The 24436-nt window shown below is 32.4% G+C and carries 16 protein-coding genes; 10 read left to right on the plus strand and 6 right to left on the minus strand.

What is annotated here, in order from left to right; all coding sequences use genetic code 11:
- Window positions 1-10: 10 nt before the first annotated feature.
- A complete protein-coding gene (locus tag DFQ07_RS01900; RefSeq protein WP_133534578.1) occupies window positions 11-1315 on the minus strand; it encodes a polysaccharide deacetylase family protein in 1305 nt (434 codons plus the stop codon).
- A 34-nt stretch (window positions 1316-1349) separates the two neighbouring features.
- Complete coding sequence (gene radC / locus DFQ07_RS01905; RefSeq protein WP_133534579.1) at window positions 1350-2036, minus strand: RadC family protein; 687 nt, start codon at window positions 2034-2036, stop codon at window positions 1350-1352.
- Window positions 2037-2130: 94 nt separating this feature from the next.
- On the opposite strand from radC, the gene trkA reads away from it, so the two are divergent.
- The 7 genes from trkA to DFQ07_RS01940 all read left to right on the plus strand — a co-directional run bounded on the left by trkA (window position 2131) and on the right by DFQ07_RS01940 (window position 11598).
- Window positions 2131-3489 (plus strand): Trk system potassium transporter TrkA, encoded by a 1359-nt coding sequence (gene trkA / locus DFQ07_RS01910; RefSeq protein WP_133534580.1) that lies wholly within the window; start codon window positions 2131-2133, stop codon window positions 3487-3489.
- Entirely contained in the window at window positions 3476-4975 is a 1500-nt protein-coding gene (locus tag DFQ07_RS01915; protein ID WP_133534581.1) for a TrkH family potassium uptake protein, read from the plus strand. The genes trkA and DFQ07_RS01915 overlap by 14 nt, the downstream gene beginning before the upstream one ends.
- Window positions 4976-5257: 282 nt before the next feature.
- Window positions 5258-5848: a phage tail protein gene (locus tag DFQ07_RS01920; protein WP_133534582.1), complete on the plus strand. Its 591-nt coding sequence runs from the start codon at window positions 5258-5260 to the stop codon at window positions 5846-5848.
- A 256-nt stretch (window positions 5849-6104) separates the two neighbouring features.
- Window positions 6105-9140: a T9SS type A sorting domain-containing protein gene (locus DFQ07_RS01925; RefSeq protein ID WP_166627700.1), complete on the plus strand. Its 3036-nt coding sequence runs from the start codon at window positions 6105-6107 to the stop codon at window positions 9138-9140.
- A gap of 25 nt (window positions 9141-9165) precedes the next feature.
- The gene (locus DFQ07_RS01930; protein WP_133534584.1) at window positions 9166-9345 is read left to right on the plus strand and encodes a hypothetical protein; all 180 of its coding nucleotides are present in this window, start codon (window positions 9166-9168) and stop codon (window positions 9343-9345) included.
- Between the two features lie 68 nt (window positions 9346-9413).
- Window positions 9414-10523 (plus strand): phosphoenolpyruvate carboxykinase (ATP), encoded by a 1110-nt coding sequence (locus tag DFQ07_RS01935; protein ID WP_133534585.1) that lies wholly within the window; start codon window positions 9414-9416, stop codon window positions 10521-10523.
- Window positions 10513-11598 (plus strand): nucleotidyltransferase domain-containing protein, encoded by a 1086-nt coding sequence (locus tag DFQ07_RS01940; protein WP_133534586.1) that lies wholly within the window; start codon window positions 10513-10515, stop codon window positions 11596-11598. Before DFQ07_RS01935 ends, DFQ07_RS01940 begins: the two co-directional genes overlap by 11 nt.
- On the opposite strand, the gene DFQ07_RS01945 is transcribed toward DFQ07_RS01940, so the two are convergent.
- The gene (locus DFQ07_RS01945; RefSeq protein ID WP_133534587.1) at window positions 11582-12934 is read right to left on the minus strand and encodes a UDP-N-acetylmuramate--L-alanine ligase; all 1353 of its coding nucleotides are present in this window, start codon (window positions 12932-12934) and stop codon (window positions 11582-11584) included. The genes DFQ07_RS01940 and DFQ07_RS01945 overlap by 17 nt on opposite strands.
- A 182-nt stretch (window positions 12935-13116) precedes the next feature.
- Between DFQ07_RS01945 and DFQ07_RS01950 the strand changes: the two genes are divergently transcribed.
- Window positions 13117-19689 (plus strand): alpha-2-macroglobulin family protein, encoded by a 6573-nt coding sequence (locus DFQ07_RS01950; protein ID WP_133534588.1) that lies wholly within the window; start codon window positions 13117-13119, stop codon window positions 19687-19689.
- A 44-nt stretch (window positions 19690-19733) separates the two neighbouring features.
- Entirely contained in the window at window positions 19734-20231 is a 498-nt protein-coding gene (locus DFQ07_RS01955; protein WP_133534589.1) for a hypothetical protein, read from the plus strand.
- A gap of 57 nt (window positions 20232-20288) precedes the next feature.
- On the opposite strand, the gene DFQ07_RS01960 is transcribed toward DFQ07_RS01955, so the two are convergent.
- From DFQ07_RS01960 to DFQ07_RS01970, 3 genes are all read right to left on the minus strand, one after another.
- Window positions 20289-20804, minus strand: coding sequence for a DUF4136 domain-containing protein (locus DFQ07_RS01960; protein WP_133534590.1), 516 nt, complete (start codon window positions 20802-20804; stop codon window positions 20289-20291).
- A gap of 101 nt (window positions 20805-20905) precedes the next feature.
- Entirely contained in the window at window positions 20906-22390 is a 1485-nt protein-coding gene (locus tag DFQ07_RS01965; RefSeq protein ID WP_133534591.1) for a S8 family peptidase, read from the minus strand.
- 158 nt (window positions 22391-22548) lie between these two features.
- Window positions 22549-23547, minus strand: coding sequence for a M28 family peptidase (locus DFQ07_RS01970; RefSeq protein ID WP_133534592.1), 999 nt, complete (start codon window positions 23545-23547; stop codon window positions 22549-22551).
- A gap of 67 nt (window positions 23548-23614) precedes the next feature.
- Here DFQ07_RS01970 and kdsA point away from each other — a divergent pair, with 67 nt between their 5' ends.
- The gene (gene kdsA, locus DFQ07_RS01975; RefSeq protein ID WP_133534593.1) at window positions 23615-24433 is read left to right on the plus strand and encodes a 3-deoxy-8-phosphooctulonate synthase; all 819 of its coding nucleotides are present in this window, start codon (window positions 23615-23617) and stop codon (window positions 24431-24433) included.
- The last annotated feature ends 3 nt before the right edge of the window (window positions 24434-24436 follow it).

Below are 24436 nucleotides of genomic sequence, written 5' to 3' on the forward strand. Positions count from 1 at the left end.
AACTCCTTTTTTAGTTTCCTGCTATTTTAAGCATCGATCCGTATAATCTCTTCCATCCTCGCCAACGTAAATAATTACTTAAACTTTCATTATGAAATGCAGTAATAAATACTCCATTTACAGCTTTTACCTCATTTTTCAAATCTCTAATCTTTCCCAAAGACTGTTTAGGTGTCAATTTTAAATAATCGTTTAATGTTGTATCCATTAAAGCAAATGGGAATACCTTTAAAGGTGTTTGTATTTCAAAATCTAAATCGTAAAAATAAAATGGTGTACACGTACTTGCTCTAAAACCAACATGACTTGAATACCCCATAGAATAATCCTCCTCAATTTCTAAATCGATTAATTGCTGGTAGGTTTCTGGAAATGAAATTCGTAAAAAATGTTGACGAGATCTCTTAATAGGCATGTTAATTATAGCTTCTAAACGTTCTTTTTCTTTTTTTAAAAGAGAGATATTTGTCATCGTATAGTACGATGGATGCAAACCTACACGCGCATAATCAACCATATCCTTTATTAATAATTTGAACTTGGTTTTTGATGCAGAAACATTTGTATCGTAGGTTGTATAATCTCCTATTAAAAAGAAAAAAATGGTTTTAACATCATTAATTTTCTTAAAATTAATTAACTCTTTAAAAGTATCAAAAGGATCTTTTTTTAAATTCAATAAAACTGCCAACCTACCCCAGATTGTAAAAATTTTAAACTGTAAGGCATCTTTCAAAAAACCACCTATTGTGCGTATAAAACTTTTGTGTTTATATGCATAAGCATTATCTACATCAATTGTAGAAATATATTGGTAACTTCTTGTTTCATATTCAAAATCTGGAAACTTTTGTTTTAAAACTTCTAAAAATTTATATGCCCAAATATCAACCAATGGTTTTTCTAAAAATCCGTTTTGATACGCTATACTTTCGGTTGCAGAAAATCTTCCATGCACATCTTTTATATGCGGTAAATACTCTTCATATCTTGAGATTAAGAAAAAGCTAGCTGCAAAAATATCAAATGGAATTTCAGAGGTTTCCATTGAAGCAAAAAAACAAGGCATTCCTTCCCATTCTTGTATAAGTACTTCAACATCTTTTACTCCTTGTTGAAACAATAAGTCATTACTATGAACAAAAAACTCTTTTCCTAAAGGTACATTTGTGTATGAAAACTTAGGCCCATTATAAGCGACAAACTCTTCTACCTTACTAGTAAAATCTATTTTTATTTGCAAAATACGAGTAAAAATATGTTTGAAAATGTAACGTACTCTCGGAGTAACTTTATGGGTATAAATAAGTATCATAGTCATTAAATATTAGCCGTAAAAATATAAACGACTACAAAATTCCTTCATCTGCAAAGCTAAAATACGCTTTTTCAGTAATTATTAAATGGTCTAACAACTTAATATCTAATGTTTCTCCAGCTTTCTTTATTTTACTGGTAAGTTCAATATCTGATTGACTTGGTGATAATTTTCCTGAAGGATGATTATGACAAACAATAATTCCCACGGCAGAAAGTTCTAAACTCCTTTTATACAGTAAACGTACGTCAACCAGTGTAGCTGTAAATCCGCCTTTACTCAACTGATGCTTCGCCAACACTTTATTAGAATTATTAAGGTATAATATCCAAAATTCTTCATGCTGTAAATCGCCTATTAGTGGCTGTATTATATTGAATACATCTTTAGAGCTACTAATTTTAGATATGCTTGCCTTATGTTCAAATTGTCTTCTTTTACCAAACTCTAAAGCTGTTACTATCGATATTGCCTTTGCCTCTCCTATTCCTTTAAATTTCATCAACTCTTCTACCGATAGTTTTGCCAATTCATTTAAGTCGTTATTTACAGATAACAATATTCTTTTTGATAAGCCAACAGCACTTTCTTCTCTATTTCCTGAACCAATTAAAATAGCTATTAATTCAGCATCAGACAATAACGTTTTTCCTTTAAACATCAATTTTTCTCTAGGTCTATCGTCTAACGCCCATGATTTAATTGAAATTTTTTTCATTGCATTTTTTTAATGTTCTATAAATATAATTCATTTTTTGCACAACCAAAAGAAGCACAGTATCTTTGCACCCTATCTTTTTTTAATTTAAAATATGAAGATTATTATAGCCGGGGCTGGAGACGTTGGTTTTCATTTGGCTAAACTCCTTTCTTACGAAGCACAAGATACCTATGTAATAGATCTTGATGGCGAAAAACTAGATTATTTAAACAATCATTTAGATGTTATTACCAAAAAAGGGGACGCTACCTCTATAAAACTTTTAAAAGAAATAGGTATAAGTTCAGCCGATTTATTGCTAGCTGTAACAGAAAGCCCAAACACTAACTTTACTATTTCTGTAATTGGTAAAGCCTTAGGAGTAAAAAAAACAATTGCTAGAATTAGTAACCCTGAGTTTTTGAAGAATCCCTGTATTAACTTTAAGGAATACGGAGTAGATTTTATGATTTCACCAGAAGAATTAGCTGCTGAAGAAATTAAATTATTACTCAACCAATCTTCTTTTAACGATACTGTTGCTTTTGAAAATGGTGTTTTTAACATCATGGGAACAACTCTAGGTTATAAGTCACCTATTTTAGATCTTACTGTAAAAGAGGCAAAAGACAAATATAGTTTGGTAGACTTTATTACTATTGCTATCAAACGAGAAGGTACATCACAAACAATTATTCCGCGTGGTGATACTGAATATAAAATTAATGACCAAGTATATTTTTCTGTTCCTAAATACAGTATTGATAAGTTATATCCTATTATTGGAAAAGAACATATAGATATTAAAAATGTGATGATTTTAGGAGGTAGTCGGGTTGGACGAAAAACTGCCAGAAAACTTTGTAAAGATAACTTTAAAGTCAAATTAATCGAAAAGGATAAAGACAAAGCTATGCAACTTGCCGAGGATCTTCGTAATACCTTGGTTATTTACGGTGATGGTAGAGACTTAGAATTGTTAGAAGAAGAAAGCATTAGAGAAATGGATGCCTTTGTTGCTGTTACTGGAGATTCTGAAACCAACATTATGTCTTGTTTGGTTGCCAAATCAAAAGGAGTCAAAAAAACAGTTGCCTTAGTTGAAAACATGGATTACATCAACATTTCTCAAACTATAGGAATAGATACCTTAATTAATAAAAAATTAATTGCTGCGAGTAATATTTTCCGTCACATTCGTAAAGGAGAAATTGTAGCTTTAGCTAATTTACATAATGTTGACGCAGAAGTTTTTGAATTTGAAGTACAACCTAATGCAAAAGTTACCAAAAAAATAATCAAAGAATTACGTTTTCCTAGAGAGGCTATTATTGGTGGAGTTATTAGAAATGGAGAAGCTTTAATGTCTTTTGGAGATTTTCAATTACAAAGTGGTGACAAAGCCATTGTATTTTGTTTACCAGAAGCAATAACAACTGTAGAAGATTTATTCAATAATGGAAAATCTTAATCTTAAACTAGTTTATCGTTTTTTAGGAATAACCGCCATCTTAAATGGATTGTTCATGCTATTCGCTTTACCTATAAGCATATATCATGATGAAGTGGCTAAGTTTGGTATTGTAAATGCTGGAATCATTACCGTTACTATTGGAGCTTTACTTTACTTCTTTAACACCCCTGATAATAACAATATTCACAAAAAAGAAGGATATCTTATTGTTACCTTAGGATGGCTAACCCTGTCATTTACAGGAATGTTACCCTACCTTCTTTCAGGAAGTATTCCTAATGTTACCAATGCCTTTTTTGAAACTATTTCCGGGTATTCTACTACTGGTTCTTCTATTTTAACAGATATCGAATCTATGCCTAAAGGAATTTTGTTTTGGCGTAGTTGTACCCACTGGATTGGTGGTATGGGAATTATTGTACTCACCATTGCTATCTTACCTCTATTAGGTATTGGAGGAATGCAGCTATTCATGGCAGAGGCTCCAGGACCTTCAGCAGATAAACTACATCCAAGAATTACAGACACTGCGAAACGTTTATGGTTAATTTATGTTTTATTAACCGCTGTTGAATTCCTCTTATTAAAAGTAGCAGGAATGACTTGGTTTGATGCCATTAATCATGCTATGGCAACAGTAAGTACTGGTGGCTTTTCTACTAAAAATGCAAGTATAGCTCACTGGAATGGAACCCCACTTGTTCAGTATATAATTATAATTTTTATGTTTATTGCGGGTACTAATTTTGTACTCACCTACTTCGCCTTAAAAGGAAAAGTAAGAAAAGTAGTACAGAGTGAGGAGTTTAAATATTATTTCATTGGTATAATTGGTATTTCAGCCATTGTTGCGCTAATGATTATCTTCTTTAAAGATCCAGCTTTACAAACGTCAATACAACACCCAAAAGTATGGGGTGAAGTAGAAAGTGCTATACGACATTCTTTATTTTCAGTAATCTCAGTAGTTACTACTACAGGTTTTGTTAGTGCAGATTTTACCATGTGGAGCTTTTTTGTGACTGCTATATTTTTCTCTTTATTTTTCTTAGGTGGTTCAGCAGGTTCTACTTCTGGAGGTGTAAAAGTTGTTCGTCACATTATCATGCTTAAAAACAGTTTTTTAGAATTTAAAAAATCGTTACACCCAAATGCTATTATACCTGTACGCTATGATGGTAAAGCAGTAAGTCAAAATATCGTATTCAACATCCTTTCTTTCTTTGTACTATACATGTTAATCTTTATTTTGGGTACTGTAGTATTAGCTCTTTTCGGTTTAGACTTACCTTCAGCTTTAGGAGCTTGTGCTTCTTCATTAGGAAACATTGGTCCTGCAATTGGTACTGTTAGTCCTGTAAATAACTTTAATCATTTATCTGCTGGTGCAAAATGGTTTTGTTCTTTTTTAATGTTAATTGGTCGTTTAGAACTATTTACCGTTTTAATTTTATTAACTCCTTTCTTTTGGAGAAAAAATTAATTAGTACTCGTAAAGAAGTTAATTCCTTAAAAAGTATTTTTCGCTAAAAAGAACTTTATTTTTTATACCCATAATTGAGGCACTCAAGCCTCAATGAAGTACGCCTATACAATAAAAAAAACATGACGTCCCCCCTGTTTGTACATTGGGTCTGGAAAATTTAGTATACAAAAAACACATCACAACACCATATAAAACACTATAAATAAGTATTTTATATTAGAGTGTTTTGTTTTTTTTACTAAATTGTAGAAAAATATTAACTACTAAACTTTATTATTTATGGATCCATTTATAGGAGAGATCGTCATGTTCGGAGGAAACTTCGCCCCAAGAGGTTGGGCATTTTGTGATGGTCAATTATTATCAATTGCACAAAACACAGCTTTATTTTCAATTTTAGGAACCACTTATGGTGGAGACGGAAGAACTACTTTCGCTTTACCCGATTTAAGAGGTAGAGCACCTATTGGTCCAAGACAAGGACCAGGTTTATCTGATTATAGATTAGGTCAAAGAGGAGGAGCAGAAACAGTTACCTTAAACGTAACTCAAATACCAAGTCATAATCATGCAACTCAAAACAATTCTGCTGCAGATCAACACATTCAATTAAGTACAGACGCTGGTATTCGTAGTACACCTCAAGCTGGAGATGTTCCTTCAAGCGCGAGTTTTGGGTCTGGTATTGGTGCAACACCTGTAAATGCTTATGGACCTGCTAACAATGCTGTTAATGGGCAAGTCATTAGTGCCAACGCTGGTTTAAACATACTTAACACTGGAGGTAATCAATCACATACCAATGTACAACCGTATTTAGCAATTAATTACATTATTGCTTTAGTGGGAATTTTTCCTTCTAGAAATTAACTTAGTTACTACAATTTATTTATAAAGCAGAGATAAAACTCTGGTGAAAAATCATTAGAGTTTTATCTATAAAACAGCTTTCATTAATTGTATTTCTTTTTTATCTGAAAGTAAAATAACTAAGATTTAACATTAACTAACCAAACATATACTAAATACAATGAGACATTATTACTTCAAATTCTTATTGAATACACTTGTTTATTTTTTGATTTTTCTTACTAATAAACAATTAAATGCTCAGACTCCTAGCACTATGCAATTTGGTTCATCAACAGTAGTCTTAGCAACTGGCACAAATCCTAGCGCAGATCAATCAGCTAGTTCTTTATTAAACAACTTTGATATATCTGGCACATCAAATGGAAATATTACTCTTGCTTTTGCTACAAGTGGAAACCAAGTTGGTACTGACGCAATCGGCGGAGCTACAGATGCTGTATTAGCTTGGGCTGGAAATGGTGGTTCAGCAGTATCTTCAGCTACATTATCAACGGATAGTGGTGGGGAAATAGGTATAACATCAATGCAATTTGCTTACCAGCAATCTATAGGTGGCAGTACTCTTGATTTTACATTCACTGGTAAAAAAGATGGTGCAATAGTTGGCACACTTGTCTTAGTATTACCTGCTCATAACTCTGCAATTAATATAGATCTCTCCTCTCCAACAACTGGTTCATTTTCAGATATTGACGAAATAGTTATCACACCTGCTATTCAAATTTTTGGAGGCTTTTCTATAGATGACATGGTAGTTACATCTGCTTTTTCTAATACTGCTCCAGTAATAGGAGGAACATCGGCTGGTCAAAATGTAAATGACAACAGTACAATTTCTCCTTTTTCTAGCATTACAACTACTGATGCTGATGGAGATAACTTATCAGCAACTATTACTTTAGATAATAATGCAAAAGGTGTGTTAACAGGTACAGGGCTTTCCGGTTCTGGTCCTTACACCATAGCAAGCACTACTCCTGCTGACTTACAAGCAAAGCTAAGAGCTTTATCCTTTAACCCAACAGACAACAGAACAGCCACTACAGAAACTACTACTTTTACAGTAGTTGTAGATGACGGTACGACTAATGATACAGATAATACAACCACTGTTATATCAAGTGCGGTTGCTCCTACTGTTTCTAGCGTTAGTGTACCCGCCAATGCTACTTATATTACTGGGCAAAATTTAGATTTTACCGTAAACTTTGATGAAAATGTAACTGTAAATACTACAGGAGGAATACCTCAAATAGCTATTACTATTGGTGCTATCACACGTCAAGCAACCTATATTAGCGGTAGTGGAACAAGTGCTTTAGTTTTTAGACATACGGTTCTTTCAGGTGACCTAGATACTGACGGTATTGCTGTTGGTGCTTTAGCTGCAAATGGTAGTACTTTAAAAGATTCAGGAGGAAAAGATGCAACCTTAACTTTAAACAGTGTGGGATCTACAACAGCGGTTTTAGTAGATGCTGCTGCTCCAACTGTAACAAGTGTTAGTGTTCCAACAAACGGTAACTACCTTACAAGCCAAAACTTAGATTTTACTGTAAACTTTGATGAGAATATAACTGTAAATACTACAGGTGGAACTCCTCAAATAGCTATTACTATTGGAGCTACTACGCGTCAAGCAGTTTACCAAAGTGGAAGTGGAACAAGTGCCTTACTTTTTAGATATACCGTACAATCTGGTGATTCAGATACTGACGGTATAGCTGTTGGTACATTAGCTGCAAATGGAGGAACGTTAAAAGATGCTGCTTCTAACGATGCCGTTTTAACATTAAACAGTATAGGTAGTACCACCAATGTTTTAGTGGGTATAGAAACCGTTACTTGGTCTGGATCTACTGATAACGATTGGAATACAGCTTCTAACTGGAGTCCTAGTGTAGTTCCTCCCACGAATTCAGATGTCATTATCCCTTCTGGATTAACAAACTATCCTACAGTCTCATCAGCGGTTACTTTTAATTCATTAACAATTAATAGTGGTGCCTCTTTTATACCACAAAGTACTGTTACAGGTACTGTTACTTACAAAAGGGACTTAGCCACCACTAACTGGTATTTGGTATCATCTCCTGTTTCAGGTGAAACTATAGAGGATATCATTGCTAACCATACACTAGCCTCTGGAACAGGTGGTAATTTAGGGTTAGCTCCTTATAGCAATATTACTGGACCAGCATGGTTGTATGCTCAAAGTGGTAGTACGGGAACTTTAACTAATGGGAAAGGATATTCTATCAAATTAGCTACTCCTGGAACAGTTTCATTCATAGGTACAGCAAATGTGGCTAATGTTAGTAGAGCAATTACTACAGGCAGTAGAACTAATTACAATCTGATAGGAAACCCGTATACATCATATATTAACTCTGCTAGTTTTACAGCCGCAAACTCAGCTTTGCTTACTGAGGAAACTATTTGGCTTTGGAGCGGTACCCAATACATAACCAAAAACGCTGCAGATCCAATTGAAATTGCTCCAGGTCAAGGTTTTTTTGTAGAAGCTGCAGCAAACAATAATGTTATTTTCGCTTTCGCTAATCAAAGTCATCAAGGTTCAGATACTTTTATGAAACAAGTACCTCATACTTCTATCGAATTATCTGTTGAAAATGATAAAAGCAAAAGAACCACAAAATTATTTTATGTTTCAGGAAAAACTACAGGTTATGACAGAGGTTATGATTCTAAAATGTTTGGAGAAGATTCTTCTAATTTAGCAGTATTTACAGAATTACTTAATGAAAATCAAGGTAAACACTTAGCTATTCAAACACTACCAAATACTGATTATGAAAACATGATTGTTCCTGTTGGTTTAAAAGCAGAAAATGGTGAAACAATAACTTTCTCTATCAATACTAAAAATCTACCATCCAACCTTAAAGTATACTTAGAAGATAAAACGAATAATACCTTTACTAATTTATCCGAAGAAAATTACACAATAACACTTAAGAGTAATACTGACGGTATAGGACAATTCTATTTACATACTAGTTCTAAAAATCCTCAAGGTAACATTATAGAACCATCATTAGAAAACATTAGTATTTATAGTTCTTCTAACAATGAAATTACCATTGAAGGACTACATGCAAAAGCTACGGTTACTATATACTCAGTTTTAGGTAAAGAAATGTTAACCCAACATATAACATCTAATGGTATTAGTAAAATAAGTTTACCTAACATCTCAAAAGGAGTATATATTGTTAAGTTAGATTCTGATTTCGGAAAGGTATCTGAAAAAATCATTTTAAAATAATTAAGGTCTCTTAAACAGAATTATTATGAAAAAACATACTAAAAACACGGATACAAATTCTAAAAATATTACCCGTAAAGAGGCTATAAAAAAAATAGGAGGTTACGGTAAATATGCAGCGTTAACTGCTTTAGGAACGTACATGATTTTAAATCCTAAAAAAGCTCAAGCACAAAGTCCAGAAGATCCTGGAGACGAATTTTAAAAGAACTACTAAATATAACTAACTTATAAAACCTCGATATAATCGAGGTTTTATTATTTTTACATCGTATGATTATAAAACAACTCGAAAATAAAAGTGTTATTTGGTTTCAAGATACTAATGAGTATATTGTTGTTGACCCGTTGGTTGCTGAAATATTATCGTTACTACACAACAAAATTGACAAACTACAAATAACCACCCAAATATTTAATCAAATTAACATTCCTTATCAACAAGCAGTAAACCTTGTTTCTGATATTGAAACCTTGCTTACCTCATCTCAGAAAGAATCACTAGAAGAACAAAAACCTGTAGATAAACCCAACACCTTTGAAGTAATTAAATACTACTTAATAAACGGTCTTATTTTCAAAGTTGATTACGCGACTAATGTAGAAGCTTCATTAGTACATCCCAAATTTGTTCATTTAGAAACTCAAAACCCTGCAACAATTCATCACCAATTTGAAGTATTTAGTAATGATACATTTATTTCTTTTACTGTGGACAACGCCTTAATTGGAACATGGAGTTTAAAAGAAGTCCATTATTTTCAAGGGAAATTTTCGATGGAGTTAGTGCAAAAAATCCATTATAAAAAAGAAGAACAATGGATGGGAGTTTTCCATGCTTCGGCAGTTAGTGATGGAAATAATGCAGCTTTATTTTTAGGTGATTCGGGCAATGGAAAAAGTACTTCTTTAGCATTATTACAAGCCAATGGTTTTACCTGTTTAGCTGATGATTTTGTTCCTATCGATGCTATCGAAAAAAATATTCATAGCTTCCCTGCTGCAATTTCAATAAAGAAAAAAAGTCTAGAAACCTTACTCCCCTTGTATCCAAGCCTAGAAACAGCTAAAGAGTATAACTTTGAAAACTTGAACAAAATAATTCGGTTTTTACCTCCAAACACCAACAATTTTACTCAAAAACTACCTTGTAAAGCTTTAGTTTTTATAAAGTATGAGCCAAATTCAGAAATACAAATTGATAAAATATCTAAGCTGTATGCTTTCGAACAACTTGTTCCCGACTCTTGGCTATCACCAATTCCTAAAAATGCTGACATATTTTTAAACTGGTTTGAAAAACTCCCTTGCTATCAACTTACGTATTCTAATAATCAGGAAATGGTTTCAACTGTGAAAAAAATCTTTACTGATGAATTATAAAGAAACGTTGTTATTTGTTGCAAAGTGTTTGACTATTACTCTCGAAAAAACGAATCGAAATTTAGTTGAAGATAAAATTAAATCGGGGTTAGTTAACTGGGATGATGTAGTAAAGATAAGTACTGCTCACTATGTTTTTCCTGCATTATACTGCAACTTAGAACGCGTAAACTTTTTACATTACCTACCTGCAGATTTAGTCGAGTATATGAAACATATTACCGACTTAAACAGAGAACGAAATCAACAAATTATAAAAGAAGCTAAAGAAATTAATGATCTTTTACTTTCGAATAATATTACTCCTATTTTTTTAAAAGGAACTGGTAATTTATTGGAAGGACTATACGAAGACATAGCTGAAAGAATGGTAGGAGATATTGATTTTTTAGTTCATAAGAATCATCTTAAAACCACTTTTAATATCCTAAAAAAACATGGATATATTAATAAAATTTCTGAGCTTTTTGATGATCATAGACATATACCAAGAATTACACACCCTGAAAAAATAGCTGCTGTTGAAATTCATAAAAATATGTTACGAAAAGAAAAGGCTAAATTTTTCGACTACAAAACCATTAAAGACTCTCTATTAATAACCAATAACATTGCTGTTTTATCAATTGAAAATCAAATCAAACTAACTGTCTTTTCTAAATTGATTAATGATAACGCATATTTTTTTAAAAGCATCAACTTAAGAGGAACTTATGATGTTTTTCTTTTAGGAAACAAACTAAAATCTGAAACTAAAATTACTGACACAAACCTATCTAAAGAATTAAGTGCTGGTTTAGATTTATACAGTTTCATTTTATCTAAACCTCTAAATCTACAATATGCTTCAAACAATAAAAGTCAGCGATACACAAAAGATTGTTTACAAAACTTAACACCAAGTAGATACAACAAAGTCAAGAAAAGACTCTTAACTTTCTATTTAAAGTTTTTCTCAAGACTTCAAATTTTGGTCAAAGCCTTGTTTAACAAATCTTATTTCAAATTTGTTTTTTCGAGAGCAACAGATATTAACTGGTATAAAAGAAAACTAGGTCTTAAACCAAACCCTTAATCTCTTCAAAATCCAAACCTCCATAATTACCAGAGCTCATTAACAATAAAGCAGTATTCTCAAGGTTTTGACTAAATAGAAACTCTTTAAATTCTTGAGGATTCGTATAAATAACCAAATCATCTCGCTCAAAAGCGTTGGCAATTTGTCCTTCTGAAACTTCTTCTAATTGCTTTATCTTAACAGCATGTGGAGAATAAAACACCACTGCTTTGTCAGCTTTATCTAATGCTCCTTTATACTCCGATAAAAATTCAGCATTTAAGCTAGAATAGGTATGCAATTCTAAACAAGCTAACAAAGTTCTGTTTGAATACTGGTTTTTAACCGCAGCTGTAGTGGCTGCAACTTTAGATGGTGAATGTGCAAAATCTTTAAACACAACTGTTGAAGAATTCTCTGCTATTTTTTCTAATCGTTTGCTTGCTCCTTTAAAACTTGCTATGGCCTCATAAAATTCGTCTTCATCAATTCCCATGTGTTGACAAATCCACTTCGCTCCTGCTAAATTTTGTAAATTATGATCTCCAAAAATTTCTAATGGTAAATCTCCTTCAGGAGTTTCTAAATAAGTTGTCCCATTATCAATAAAATAATCAGGAGTTGAATATGGATATTTTTTTATTGGATGGTTTGAACTTTCAACTACTTCTTTTAAAACCTCATCTTCCTCATTGTACACCATAATTCCTCCATTCGTTAAAGAGTCTGTAAAAACTGAAAACTGTTCTACATAATTCTCAAACGTTGGAAACACATTGATATGATCCCATGCTATTCCACTTAACAACGCTATGTTAGGTTTGTATAAATGAAACTTTGGGCGCATATCTATCGGTGAACTCAAATACTCATCACCCTCCAGTACAATAAATTCATTTTTCTCTGTCAAATGTACCATTGTATCAAAACCTTCCAATTGTGCTCCCACCATATAATCTACTTCTCTATCATGGTAATTTAACACATGTAAAATCATAGAAGTTATGGTTGTTTTTCCATGTGAACCTCCAATAACAACTCTAGTTTTATCTTTAGATTGCTCATATAAAAATTCTGGATACGAATAAATCTTCACTCCTAATTCTTGAGCTTTTAACAACTCAGGGTTGTCTTTCTTAGCATGCATTCCTAAAATTATAGCATCTAAATCGGTAGTGATTTTTTCAGGAAACCAACCAAACGTTTCTGGCAATAGTCCTCTATTTGCTAAACGAGTTTTAGACGGATCGTGTATTGTATCATCGCTTCCCGTTATTTGGTATCCTTTTTGTTGTAGAGCAATGGCTAAATTATGCATTGCACTACCCCCAATGGCTATAAAATGAATTCTCATATATAAGTTATGTAGTGTATAAAAACCCAAAAATACAAAACCAAGTAAGAATTTTAAGTATCTTTAAATCTAAACTCATTGAAAAGTTATATACACTCACTCAAATGCTACTATTACAAACTTTAACTTGTAATAAATTGTCTTTTTTAGGTGTTTTGTATAGATAAATGAATAATCACGTTATGAAAAAATTGACTTCTATTTTGCTAATGATTTTATTTTCAACCTTAGTAAGCGCTCAAGAAAATTATAAAAATTTATGGGATAAAGTCCATCAGTTTGAACTAGACAACTTACCTAAATCAGCTTTAAAAGTAGTAAACACTATTTATGAAAAGGCTGAAAAAAGTAACAATTCTCCTCAAATTATAAAATCATTGTTTTATAAGAGTAAATATTCTTTGACATTAGAAGAAGATGCTCAATTGAAAATTATCAATCAATTTAAGCAACACATTAATAAAAGTAGCTTCCCTACTAAAAATATGCTCGAAAATATTTTAGCCAATTTATATTGGCAATATTTTAATGAGAATAGATGGAAATTTTACAACCGCACACAAACAGAACAAAAAGTTGATGAAAACGATTTCAGAACATGGGATTTAGATACGCTGTTTACTGAAATTCATTGCCGTTATCAAAATTCTTTAGAAAGTGAAACTCTACTTCAAAAAGTAGATATCAACGAGTTTAAAGATATCATTCAAATAGTTAAAGACTCTAAAAAGTACCGTCCTACTCTATTTGATTTTTTAGCTCATAATGCTTTAGAATTTTATAAGAGCTCGGAAATTAGCATCACAAAACCAGCTTATCAGTTTAAAATTGATGAAGTAAAATATATAAGCGATGTACAGACATTTTCGAAATTAAACCTTGCTACAAAAGACGATTTATCTTTACAATTTAATGCTTTGAAAATTTATCAAAGCTTATTGTCTTTTCATTTAAAAGGTAGTAATCTAGATGCATTGGCAGATACAGATATTCAGCGATTACAATTTGTAAATCAACATGCAACTTTTAACAATAAGCAAGAATTCTTGCTACAAACCTTAACAACATCAGTCAACCATTATAAAAACAAAAATGTTGGCGGATTGTACCGTTATGAAATTGCCAGAATTTATAATCAACAGGCAGCCTCATACCAAGCTAATAAAAATGAAGAAATTCGTTTTAAAAATAAAGAAGCATTAGAAATATGCAATCAGGTAATTGAACGATTTCCTGAAAGTTTAGGCGCTAAAAAATGTGAAACTTTAAAACAACTAATCACAATAGAAGCATTGAGTCTTCTTTCAGAAAAATTCGTCCCGACAAATACGCCTTCAAGAATATTAGTTACTTATAACAACATTCATAAACTAAACTTTAATGCTTATAAAATTACTCCAAAGCAGTTAGAAGAGCTTCAAAAAATTTATAAAGACGAAGAGAAAATCAACTTTATAAAAAAACTACAAAAAACTGCTTCTTGGAATAGTGCTTTACGAAACGAAAAAGATTATTTACAACATACGACTGAAGTTGTTGTTCCAAAATTAACTCAAGGAAATTATTTAATCGTAGCTCATAAAAATACTACTTTTAATACTTCTGACCTATACGCTACCGCCAACTTACAAGTAACCAATCTAGTATTGGTTGAAAACAACAATAACGGTATCAGAACCTATCAAGTGGTAGATAGAAACACAGGAAAACCAATTAAAAACGCTGAATTATTATTACAAAACAAGCAACGTAGACACGGAAAATCAATTCATAAAAAATTAACAGCCGATAAAAATGGTTTTGCTAGTTATAAAAGTAATGACAACTTTAGCAATGTATATATTACGGTAACTACAAAAGATGATTCTGCTATTTTTGGGAATTATTACCTATACAAATACCACGAAACATCTAATATTGATGAAGAGGAGGATGATATAAATATCAAACCTTTTATTTTTACGGATAGAAGCATTTATCGTCCAGGTCAAACGGTATATTTTAAAGCTATTTTTATTCAGCAAAAAGGAGAAGCTACAAAACCATTTGCCAATGAATATGTACAAATCACATTAAACGATGTGAATGATCAAGAAGTAAAAACATTAGATCTTAAATTAAATGAATTTGGTGCTGCTTCTGGTGAATTTATATTGCCAAATAATGGATTAGCTGGTGAATATTCTTTTTCTATTGATGAAAGCGAAAAACGAGAAAGTAAATTTTACGATAATGCAGATTTTTATTTTACCCAAGAAGATTATATTACTCCTATTTCAGTTGAAGAATATAAACGTCCTAAGTTTAAAACTGAGCTTAAACCTATCACTAAAACTTATAAGGTAAACGACAGCATTACTGTTCACGGATTTGCCAAAGCCTTTTCTGGAGCAAACATTACCGATTCTAAAGTAGTATATCGAGTACACCGTAAAGTACAATATCCTATTTGGTGGTATTGGCGTAGACCTCAATTTACTTCAGAAGCACAAGAAATTACACATGGAGAGTTAACAACTGATGCAGAAGGAAATTTTTCCATCACATTCAAAGCACTTCCAGACGAAAGTGTAGACAAAGAAAATCTTCCTGTTTTTGAATATGAAATCACTGCTGATGTTACCGATATTAATGGAGAAACTCGTTCTGCTACTTCCATTGTTAAAGTTGGATATCACTCATTGCTTGCTTCAATAGTAGCTCCTTCAACAATAGATAAATCAGATAAGGAAACTACCATTGAAATCTCAAGTAAAAATTTGAATGGAGAGTTTGTTTCTGTGGAAGGGAGTCTTAAAATATATAAACTACAAGCTCCTAAAAACCCGTTACGTAGCAGACCATGGAGTACTCCTGATTATCAAGATATTTCGGAAGTTGAATTCAGAAAATTGTTTCCACACGATGCTTATACCAAAGAAGAAGAAAATCCTGAAACTTGGGAACAAGGAACATTGGTTTTTGAACAGAATTTTGATACTCAAAAATCAAAAAAAATTATTCTTACAAACTATAAGAAATGGACATCTGGAAACTATATTATTGTAGTAAACTCCAAAGATAAATTTGGGCAGGAAGTTTCAGACAAAGCTCGTTTTGTATTAACGAATAGTACTAAGAAAAGTGTAGCCGATAACCAATTATTTGTTTATAACACCAATAAAACAGCTTACAAACTAAACGATATTGTCGAATTACAAATTGGTTCTGCCTCAAAAGATGTAACTGTTATAGTTCAAATAGAAAAGAACCATGAAATTGTAAAAACGAAGCTTATTCACTTGAATAATAGTCTTAAAACAATCAAAATCCCAGTTACCAAAGAAGACATTGGCGGATTTGCTATCAAATATTACTTTGTAAACTACAATAGCTTTGTAAATGGAACTATTCCTATTTCAGTATCTGATCAACAAGAAACAATTACTATTGAAACGACTACTTTTAGAGATAAATTACAACCCGGAGCTGAGGAAACATGGAGCTTTACCATAAAAAATGATAAAAACAACAAAGTCGCTGCAGAAGTATTGGCTAGTATGTACGATGCTTCTTTAGATGAATTCAAAGCACATAATTGGCAATTCAATCCAATTACAACTTCAACCTATTATTCTTACGGCAGCAGTGCAAATGCTTACCAAAGTTTTGGCAATGAGCATTTCAGGGTTTTTAATAGAAACTACCCTAATAGTTATTATCCAACACAACAATACGATCGCTTAAATTGGTTTGGATTTAGCTTTAATAATCATCGTTGGGTTCAAAAACGTTTTGCTCAACGACTCGCAGAAACTCAAAAAAGCACAAGGAAAGATTATGATAAAATTATAACAGGAACTGTTCAAGACGAAACAGGGCCTCTTCCTGGTGTTAATGTACAAGTTAAAGGAACATCCTTTGGAACTGAAACCGATTTTGACGGAAAATATTCTATTAAAGTTAAAAATGGTGATGTTCTCGTTTTCAGTTTTGTTGGAATGAAAACAGAAGAGCGACAGTTAAATGAATCTTCAATAGTAATTCTTACTTCAGACAACTTATTAGAAGAAGTGGTTACTATGGCTTACGGAACAACAAATGATCAGCCTTATGCTGCTCTAAAAGGTAAAGTAGCAGGTGTTGAAATAGTAGAAAGTCAAGAAGAAGCTGATGGCATCGTCAGAATTAGAGGAAACGCTTCTTCAAATGGAAAAAACACTCCTATCTACATCGTAGACGGAAAAGTTGTTGATTCCTTCAATATCTCTAGTAACGATATTGTATCTTCTACTGTTTTAAAGGCTAATGAAGCCATTGCTTTATATGGTGAAAAAGCAAAATTTGGTGCTATTGTTATTATTACAAAAGATGGCCAATCAAAAACAGATAACGAATTGGCTAATGTAAAAGCTAGAAAGAATCTTCAAGAAACAGCTTTTTTCTATCCACACTTAATGACAGATAAGAATGGAGATGTAACGTTTAGCTTTACCACTCCTGAATCGTTAACACGATGGAAATTACAATTGCTAGCACATACTAAAGAATTACAATCCGCTACTAAAACATTGACTTCTGTTACCCAAAAAGAGTTAATGGTGATACCGAATGCACCAAGATTTTTAAGAGAAGGCGATCAAATTACTTTCAGTACTAAAATTGCTAACATCTCTGATAAAAACTTAGAAGGTATGGCTCAACTCGTACTAACCAATGCGATTACTGGAAAGGATATTGATTTGCTAGATAATTCATCAAAAAATCAACCTTTTAATGTTGATGCAAATGGAAACACTCAAGTTTCTTGGAACTTAGCTATTCCTGACACCTATCAGGCAATTCAATATAAAGTAATTGCAAAAGCAGGGGATTTTTCTGATGGGGAACAAAACGTGTTGCCAGTGCTATCTAACCGAATGTTGATTACCGAAACGCTGCCTATGTGGATTCGTTCTAATGAAACTAAAACATTCACGTTAGATAAATTAAAAAATAATACTTCTAATTCTTTAAAGAATCACAAACTTACTTTAGAAGTAACTTCAAATCCTGCTTGGTATGCTGTACAAGCTTTACCCTATTTAATGGAATATCCATACGAATGTAGTGAACAAACTTTTGCGCGTTATTATGCAAATACCTTGGCTAATCATATCGCGAATTCAAACCCTAGAATTCAAGAGGTATTCAACGCATGGAAATCTTCTGATGCTTTGTTGAGTAACTTAGAAAAAAATCAAGAATTAAAATCATTGATTATCCAAGAAACTCCTTGGTTACGAGATGCACAATCTGAAACAGAACAAAAGAAACGTATCGCTTTGTTGTTTGATTTAAATAAGATGAAAAACGAACAACAAAAAGCGATCAACAAACTTGCAGAAATGCAATTAAACAATGGTGGATTTCCTTGGTTTAAAGGAAGTGATTATCCAAATGCTTTTATTACGAATCATATTGCTACAGGTTTTGGGCATTTACAAAAACTAGGAGTAACCAATTTTGATAATGCAACTATAGCAATTGTTCAAAAATCAGTTCGTTTTTTAGATCAAGAAATTGAAGAAGTTTACAAAAAGCTTTTAGAAAACGCTGAACGCATTAAGGTTAAAAAAGGACAAAAGAAGTACGAAGAATTCTTACAAGAGAATCATTTAAACTATTTCGTTATTCAGTATTTGTATATGCGTTCTTTTTATAAAAATATTGATATCAACAGTACTACTAAAACTGCTATTGCATATTACAAAACACAAACAGCTAAGTACTGGAAAGATTATAACTTATATGGAAAAGGACAAATAGCCTTGATACAATTTAGAAATAACAACACTGCTATAGCTAATAAAATCATAGCCTCTTTAAAAGAAAACAGTATAACCTCTGAAGAGCTAGGAATGTACTGGAAAGAAAATCAACCTAGCTGGTATTGGTATCAAGCCCCTATTGAAACACAAGCTTTATTAATTGAGGCTTTTTCAGAAATTAAAAACAACACAGAAACGATTGACAACTTAAAAATTTGGTTATTAAAAAATAAACAAACTAATCGTTGGAAAACTACCAAAGCAACTACCGAAGCTGTATATGCTTTATTATTACAAGGAAGCGATTGGATTTCGGTAACCGAAATGGTTGATATAGCAATTGGAGACCAAACTATCAATCCTTCAAAATTAGAAAATACCAAAGTTGAAGCTGGTACAGGCTATTTTAAAACCTCATGGAATGGTTCTGAAATTACTCCTGAAATGAGTAAAGTTAGTATTACTAAAAAAGGAAAAAGTATTGCATGGGGTGGATTGTATTGGCTATATTTTGAAGATTTAGATAAAATTACCTCAGCTAAAACTCCGTTACAGCTTAAGAAAAAACTATTCAAAAAAATAAATACGGATACTGGTAAAGAGTTACAAGAAATTACTAAAGATTCTCATTTAAAAGTAGGTGATTTAATTACTGTTAGAATAGAGCTTCGTTCTGATAGAGATATGGAATTTGTGCATATGAAAGACATGCGAGCAAGTGGTGTTGAACCTACTAACGTGTTATCACAATACAAATGGCAAGATGGTTTAGGTTATTACGAAAGCACTAAAGACGCTGCAACCAACTTCTTTTTTGAACGCTTACCTAAAGGAGTATATATTTTTGAATACGATGTTAGAGTAAATAACTCAGGGAATTTCAGCAACGGAATTACAACTATTCAAAGCATGTATGCTCCAGAATTTAGTAGTCATTCTAAGGGAAAAAGGTTACTAATTAAATAAAATACATATATTAGCACCAGCTTAATATAATTAATTTAGAAATTATGAAAAAAATCTTTTTATTCATTGGTTTTTTAACCCTTTCGTTTTTTACAACAAATGCACAAGAAATTTCTGACAATGCTATTGGTCTTCGTTTAGGAGATAATGATGGTTTTGGTGCCGAAATATCTTACCAACGTAGACTAAGTGATGCTAACCGTTTAGAAATTGACTTGGGTATCAGAAACGGTAACAATTATGATGGATTTAAGGCTACAGGTTTATACCAATGGGTATGGCAATTAGAAAACCGCTTTAACTGGTTCGCTGGTGTTGGAGGTGGTTTAGGTGTTTGGAGTATTGATGATTATACTGTAGGAGGTGTAACTTACAAAGGAGGATCTGAAACATTTGTATTTGCTTCTGGTACAATCGGAATCGAATACAATTTTGATATTCCTTTAATGATTTCATTAGATTTTAGACCTGAAATTGGTTTTAACGATGCTTATGATGGTTTTAACTCTGATTTTGGATTAGGTATCCGTTATCAATTCTAACCCCCTTTAGAATAAAAATAAACAAACCTCCAAAAATTATTTTGGAGGTTTTCTTTTTTACTTTGGTGGATAATTACTCACCATTTTTTTTATAAGCTTTTGATAATATATTCTCCTTTCTTCAGGGGATGTTTTTTCCTTAATTTCACTATTGGCAACTCCCTGCCATATTAATTGATTATTCTTACTTTCTACAAAGTCAACAGTTAACTGCTGATTAATTTTCCTGCTTTCAATAGGAATTCCTCCAGAAATACCAAACCCTACATTTCTTCCTCCGCTTCCTATTCCCAATCCGATAGTGTTCCTGTTTATTGATGGTCGTTCACTAGAAAGAATGTTTATATATATATCTGGATTTTCAGCCAATCGCATCCCCTTAGCTTCCAATGAAGTTGTCAATTCATTAGTAACCCTTTTTACATCCAATTCATTTAATCCTTTACCTGCATCTTCAAAAAAGTTAAATGTTTTATAACTACTAAAGTTCGCTTGACTATCATAGTCATATACTATTTTTGAGGAAGAACATCCTATAAAGACTAGTAAAAAAAGATATTTGTAATATTTCATGAATTAAGTTTTTAATTAATAAACATAAAGAATCATACCTTATAAAAATACAAAAAAAGCCTCGTACAAACGAGGCTTCTCTAAGGTTAGTTAATTGATTTTTATTGAACAGCTTTTAAAGCGTCAATATTTCCATATCCAAACTCAGAATGTTTATTTGGATAAAAATCAGCGGATTCTTTCATTTTTTGTAATACCTGCTCTCTAGACCATGTTGGGTGTTTCGCCCAAATTAAAGTAGCAATACCTGCGGTAGTTGCCGTTGCTACCGATGATCCTCCAACATAATTAGCTTGACCATCATAATAACTTAATACAGGAACTGTATTATCAGTTCCATTCGTTCTTTGCATTTGTACCGTAAAGTCAATTTGAGAACCTGTATGGCACACATCACATTTACTATACTGACCTTCTTTTACTCCTGTTACTGCCACTGTTTCAGACATACTAGCAGGAAAAATAACTCCATACCAAGTTGTAAATGAAGTAGAAGTACCACCAGCAGCTAAAATCATTTTTCCTCTACTATGCGCATACTTAACCGCATCCGAAACACTACCAATACTGAACGGAGACCCTAATGACATCGAAATTACTTTTACATCACTTCGATTCGCTAAGGCTGTTAACGCTTCTACAATCCCTCTCTTTTCGTGATAATCATCTATAACCACATTTTCTACAGCTCTATACGTTACCAAGTTTGCATTATATGCAACACCTACAGGTAAATTATCATTATTTCTTGGTGCAGTAGCTACAGAAGCCATACTTGTTCCATGGCCACATTTATCATTTACACCATCATAATTATCAGACCATGCCCACCATGAGTCAACAAAAGTTCCATATTTCTGTACCATTCTACCAGATGAATATCCATCATTAAAGTATTGATTCATCCATCGCTGTTCTGGAGACAATCCTGAATCTACAATCGCTACCGTTACTCCTGCTCCGCTACTATAATTCCAAGCTTGTGGAATATTATGAGCATCAAAAGACCATGGAACTCTTGCTCCTGGTGTTACTGTACGGTAATCGTTTGTGTTTAATGTAGCTGTACTATATCCGCAACCTGATGCCCCAGAAGAGTCAGATTTAGCTTGTGCTTCTGATTCTAAAAAATTATAAGCAGCAGGTTCAATATAACGCACTCTACTATCTTGTAATAAAGCCTTTATCGTTTCCTTATTCGTTACTTTAACATCAAGGTAATTGATATTCTCATTTACATATACTTCAGAAGTTCCTTTGGCAGATACTGGTTCAAAACTTTTTACCAAAGCTATCAAATCATCCTTAATATTTTCTGCTTCAGCACTTCTTGCAAAATTATTTTTTGAAGTTCCGTAACCAATGGTTAAAATATTCTCTCCATAGTTTATTGCACTCCAAATTGTTTGTACGTCTTGCGACATCCAACTGAAATCTCCTGTTTCTTGTAAAGACTTGTTAATTTTTGCGTTAATTTCTTTTTGGGTAAGTAAATCTTGATCTTGTTTTACTTGAAGGGTTTCGTCATTGTTTGAACATGACATCATAGCTAGCACGACGGCTAGACTCAGAAAGTGTTTTTTCATTTTTGTGAGGGATTAAATTAAATTTTTTATGAATATAACAAAATTTTAACATTTCACTAAGTGTTACCAAAATAAAAACCACAAAAAATTAATTAAAACATTTAACCCCTATAAAAAAAGGAGCTTAAAGCTCCTTTTAACACTATATTTTTTATTTTTTAATTCATCTCTACTCTGCTAGGAGTATCTTTTCCATTAATAATACTTTCTGTTCCTCTTGCAACAGCTTTTACAGTTTCTGTTAACACTTCCATATCTAATGTTTCTGCTTCATCTGTCACTTTATGATAATCTGTATCTATATCAATAGGTGTAGTAGAAAAAGTATGAGATGGCACTCCTAAACGTGCTAATGAAGCATTATCCGATCTTAAAAACAATTGAAACTTCGGATAAGGATCTGGGAATAATTGATATCCAGAGCCTTCTAAATTCTTTTGAATGATTCTACCAAAATCCGATTTATCAAAACCTGTTAACCATGCTGTTTTTGGTCCTGTTTTTGGTTCTTTACCTATCAACTCTAAATTAATTCCAGCAACAAACTTGCTTGCATCGATTCCTTTCCCAAAGTATTCAGAACCTACTAAACCCATTTCTTCTGCAGTAAAACATACAAATAAAATACTACGTTCATTGGTTCCTTTCTTTGCAAAATATTCCGCCAGCGCTAACACTCCAGTTACACCAGAGGCATCATCATTTGCTCCGTTAAAAATTAAATCTCCTTCTCCTTCTTTTTTAGTTCCCAAATGATCATGATGAGCAGAAACGATAACAAATTCATCTTTTTTTGAATTCCCTTCTAGTAAACCAATAACATTACTCATTTTGATGCCCTTATACTCAAAATTTTGACGGTAAGTTGTTAATTCTTTAAATGTTTTTAAACCAATTCGTTTATACTCATTTTCTATATACTGAGTAGCTTTTTCCATGCCTTCAGTTCCAGGTTTTCTACCTTGCATTTCATCTGAAGCCAACGTATACAGGTGTTTTTTTACGGTAGGCAAGTCAATAGTTGCTTCATTTTTCTTTATCTGATTAGTTACTTTTGCTCCATCAGTACTTGCTATATTACTTACTTTTTGAGTTTCTTTACACCCTACTAAAATAGATACACTAGATAATGTTAGTGCGTATATGAGTTTTTTCATTCTTTATTTAATTTAAAGGCTAAATATAGCCAATTAAATTTCTTAATTTTGTTGAAAATTTTAAATAATGGCTTTAACTGATATCCCAAACATAAAACATATCAATTCTAATAATTTTTTCTTACTTGCAGGTCCTTGTGCTATTGAAGGAGAAGATATGGCAATGCGAATTGCTGAAAAAGTAATTGGCATTACTGATAAGTTAGAAATTCCGTATGTATTTAAAGGAAGTTTTAAAAAAGCTAACCGTAGTAGAATAGATAGTTTTACAGGAATTGGTGATGAGAAAGCCCTGAAAATTTTACGTAAGGTTTCTGAAACTTTCAACGTACCTACTGTAACAGACATTCATGAAGTTTCAGATGCTGAAAAAGCAGCTCAATATGTAGATGTGTTACAAATCCCAGCATTTTTAGTACGTCAGACCGATTTAGTAGTTGCTGCAGCAGAAACTGGTAAAGTTGTAAATTTGAAAAAAGGACAATTTATGAGTCCTGAAGCCATGCAACATGCAGTAAAAAAAGTACACGATGCTGGCAATCAAAAAGCGTGGATAACTGATAGAGGAACAATGTTTGGATACCAAGATATGATTGTTGATTTCCGTGGTATTCCTACTATGCGCCAATATGCTCCTACGGTATTAGATGTTACGCATTCACTACAACAACCCAACCAATCAAGTGGAGTTACTGGTGGACGACCAGATATGATTGAAACCATTGCACGCGCTGGTGTCGTTAATAATGTTGATGGTTTATTTATCGAAACACATTTTGATCCTGCTAATGCAAAAAGTGATGGAGCTAATATGTTACACCTTGACTATTTAGAAAGTTTGTTAACTAATTTAGTAGCTATTAGAAAAACCATCAATAATTTATAGGCA

Source organism: Tenacibaculum caenipelagi, from assembly GCF_004363005.1.
In the GTDB taxonomy this organism is placed as follows: Bacteria; Bacteroidota; Bacteroidia; order Flavobacteriales; family Flavobacteriaceae; genus Polaribacter; species Polaribacter caenipelagi.

Coding starts and splice junctions, on each gene's coding strand:
- DFQ07_RS01900 (WP_133534578.1), bottom strand. CDS start 1,315: ATGATACTTATTTATACCCATAAAGTTACTCCGAGAGTACGTTACATT.
- radC (WP_133534579.1), bottom strand. CDS start 2,036: ATGAAAAAAATTTCAATTAAATCATGGGCGTTAGACGATAGACCTAGA.
- trkA (WP_133534580.1), top strand. CDS start 2,131: ATGAAGATTATTATAGCCGGGGCTGGAGACGTTGGTTTTCATTTGGCT.
- DFQ07_RS01915 (WP_133534581.1), top strand. CDS start 3,476: ATGGAAAATCTTAATCTTAAACTAGTTTATCGTTTTTTAGGAATAACC.
- DFQ07_RS01920 (WP_133534582.1), top strand. CDS start 5,258: ATGGATCCATTTATAGGAGAGATCGTCATGTTCGGAGGAAACTTCGCC.
- DFQ07_RS01925 (WP_166627700.1), top strand. CDS start 6,105: ATGCAATTTGGTTCATCAACAGTAGTCTTAGCAACTGGCACAAATCCT.
- DFQ07_RS01930 (WP_133534584.1), top strand. CDS start 9,166: ATGAAAAAACATACTAAAAACACGGATACAAATTCTAAAAATATTACC.
- DFQ07_RS01935 (WP_133534585.1), top strand. CDS start 9,414: ATGATTATAAAACAACTCGAAAATAAAAGTGTTATTTGGTTTCAAGAT.
- DFQ07_RS01940 (WP_133534586.1), top strand. CDS start 10,513: ATGAATTATAAAGAAACGTTGTTATTTGTTGCAAAGTGTTTGACTATT.
- DFQ07_RS01945 (WP_133534587.1), bottom strand. CDS start 12,934: ATGAGAATTCATTTTATAGCCATTGGGGGTAGTGCAATGCATAATTTA.
- DFQ07_RS01950 (WP_133534588.1), top strand. CDS start 13,117: ATGAAAAAATTGACTTCTATTTTGCTAATGATTTTATTTTCAACCTTA.
- DFQ07_RS01955 (WP_133534589.1), top strand. CDS start 19,734: ATGAAAAAAATCTTTTTATTCATTGGTTTTTTAACCCTTTCGTTTTTT.
- DFQ07_RS01960 (WP_133534590.1), bottom strand. CDS start 20,804: ATGAAATATTACAAATATCTTTTTTTACTAGTCTTTATAGGATGTTCT.
- DFQ07_RS01965 (WP_133534591.1), bottom strand. CDS start 22,390: ATGAAAAAACACTTTCTGAGTCTAGCCGTCGTGCTAGCTATGATGTCA.
- DFQ07_RS01970 (WP_133534592.1), bottom strand. CDS start 23,547: ATGAAAAAACTCATATACGCACTAACATTATCTAGTGTATCTATTTTA.
- kdsA (WP_133534593.1), top strand. CDS start 23,615: ATGGCTTTAACTGATATCCCAAACATAAAACATATCAATTCTAATAAT.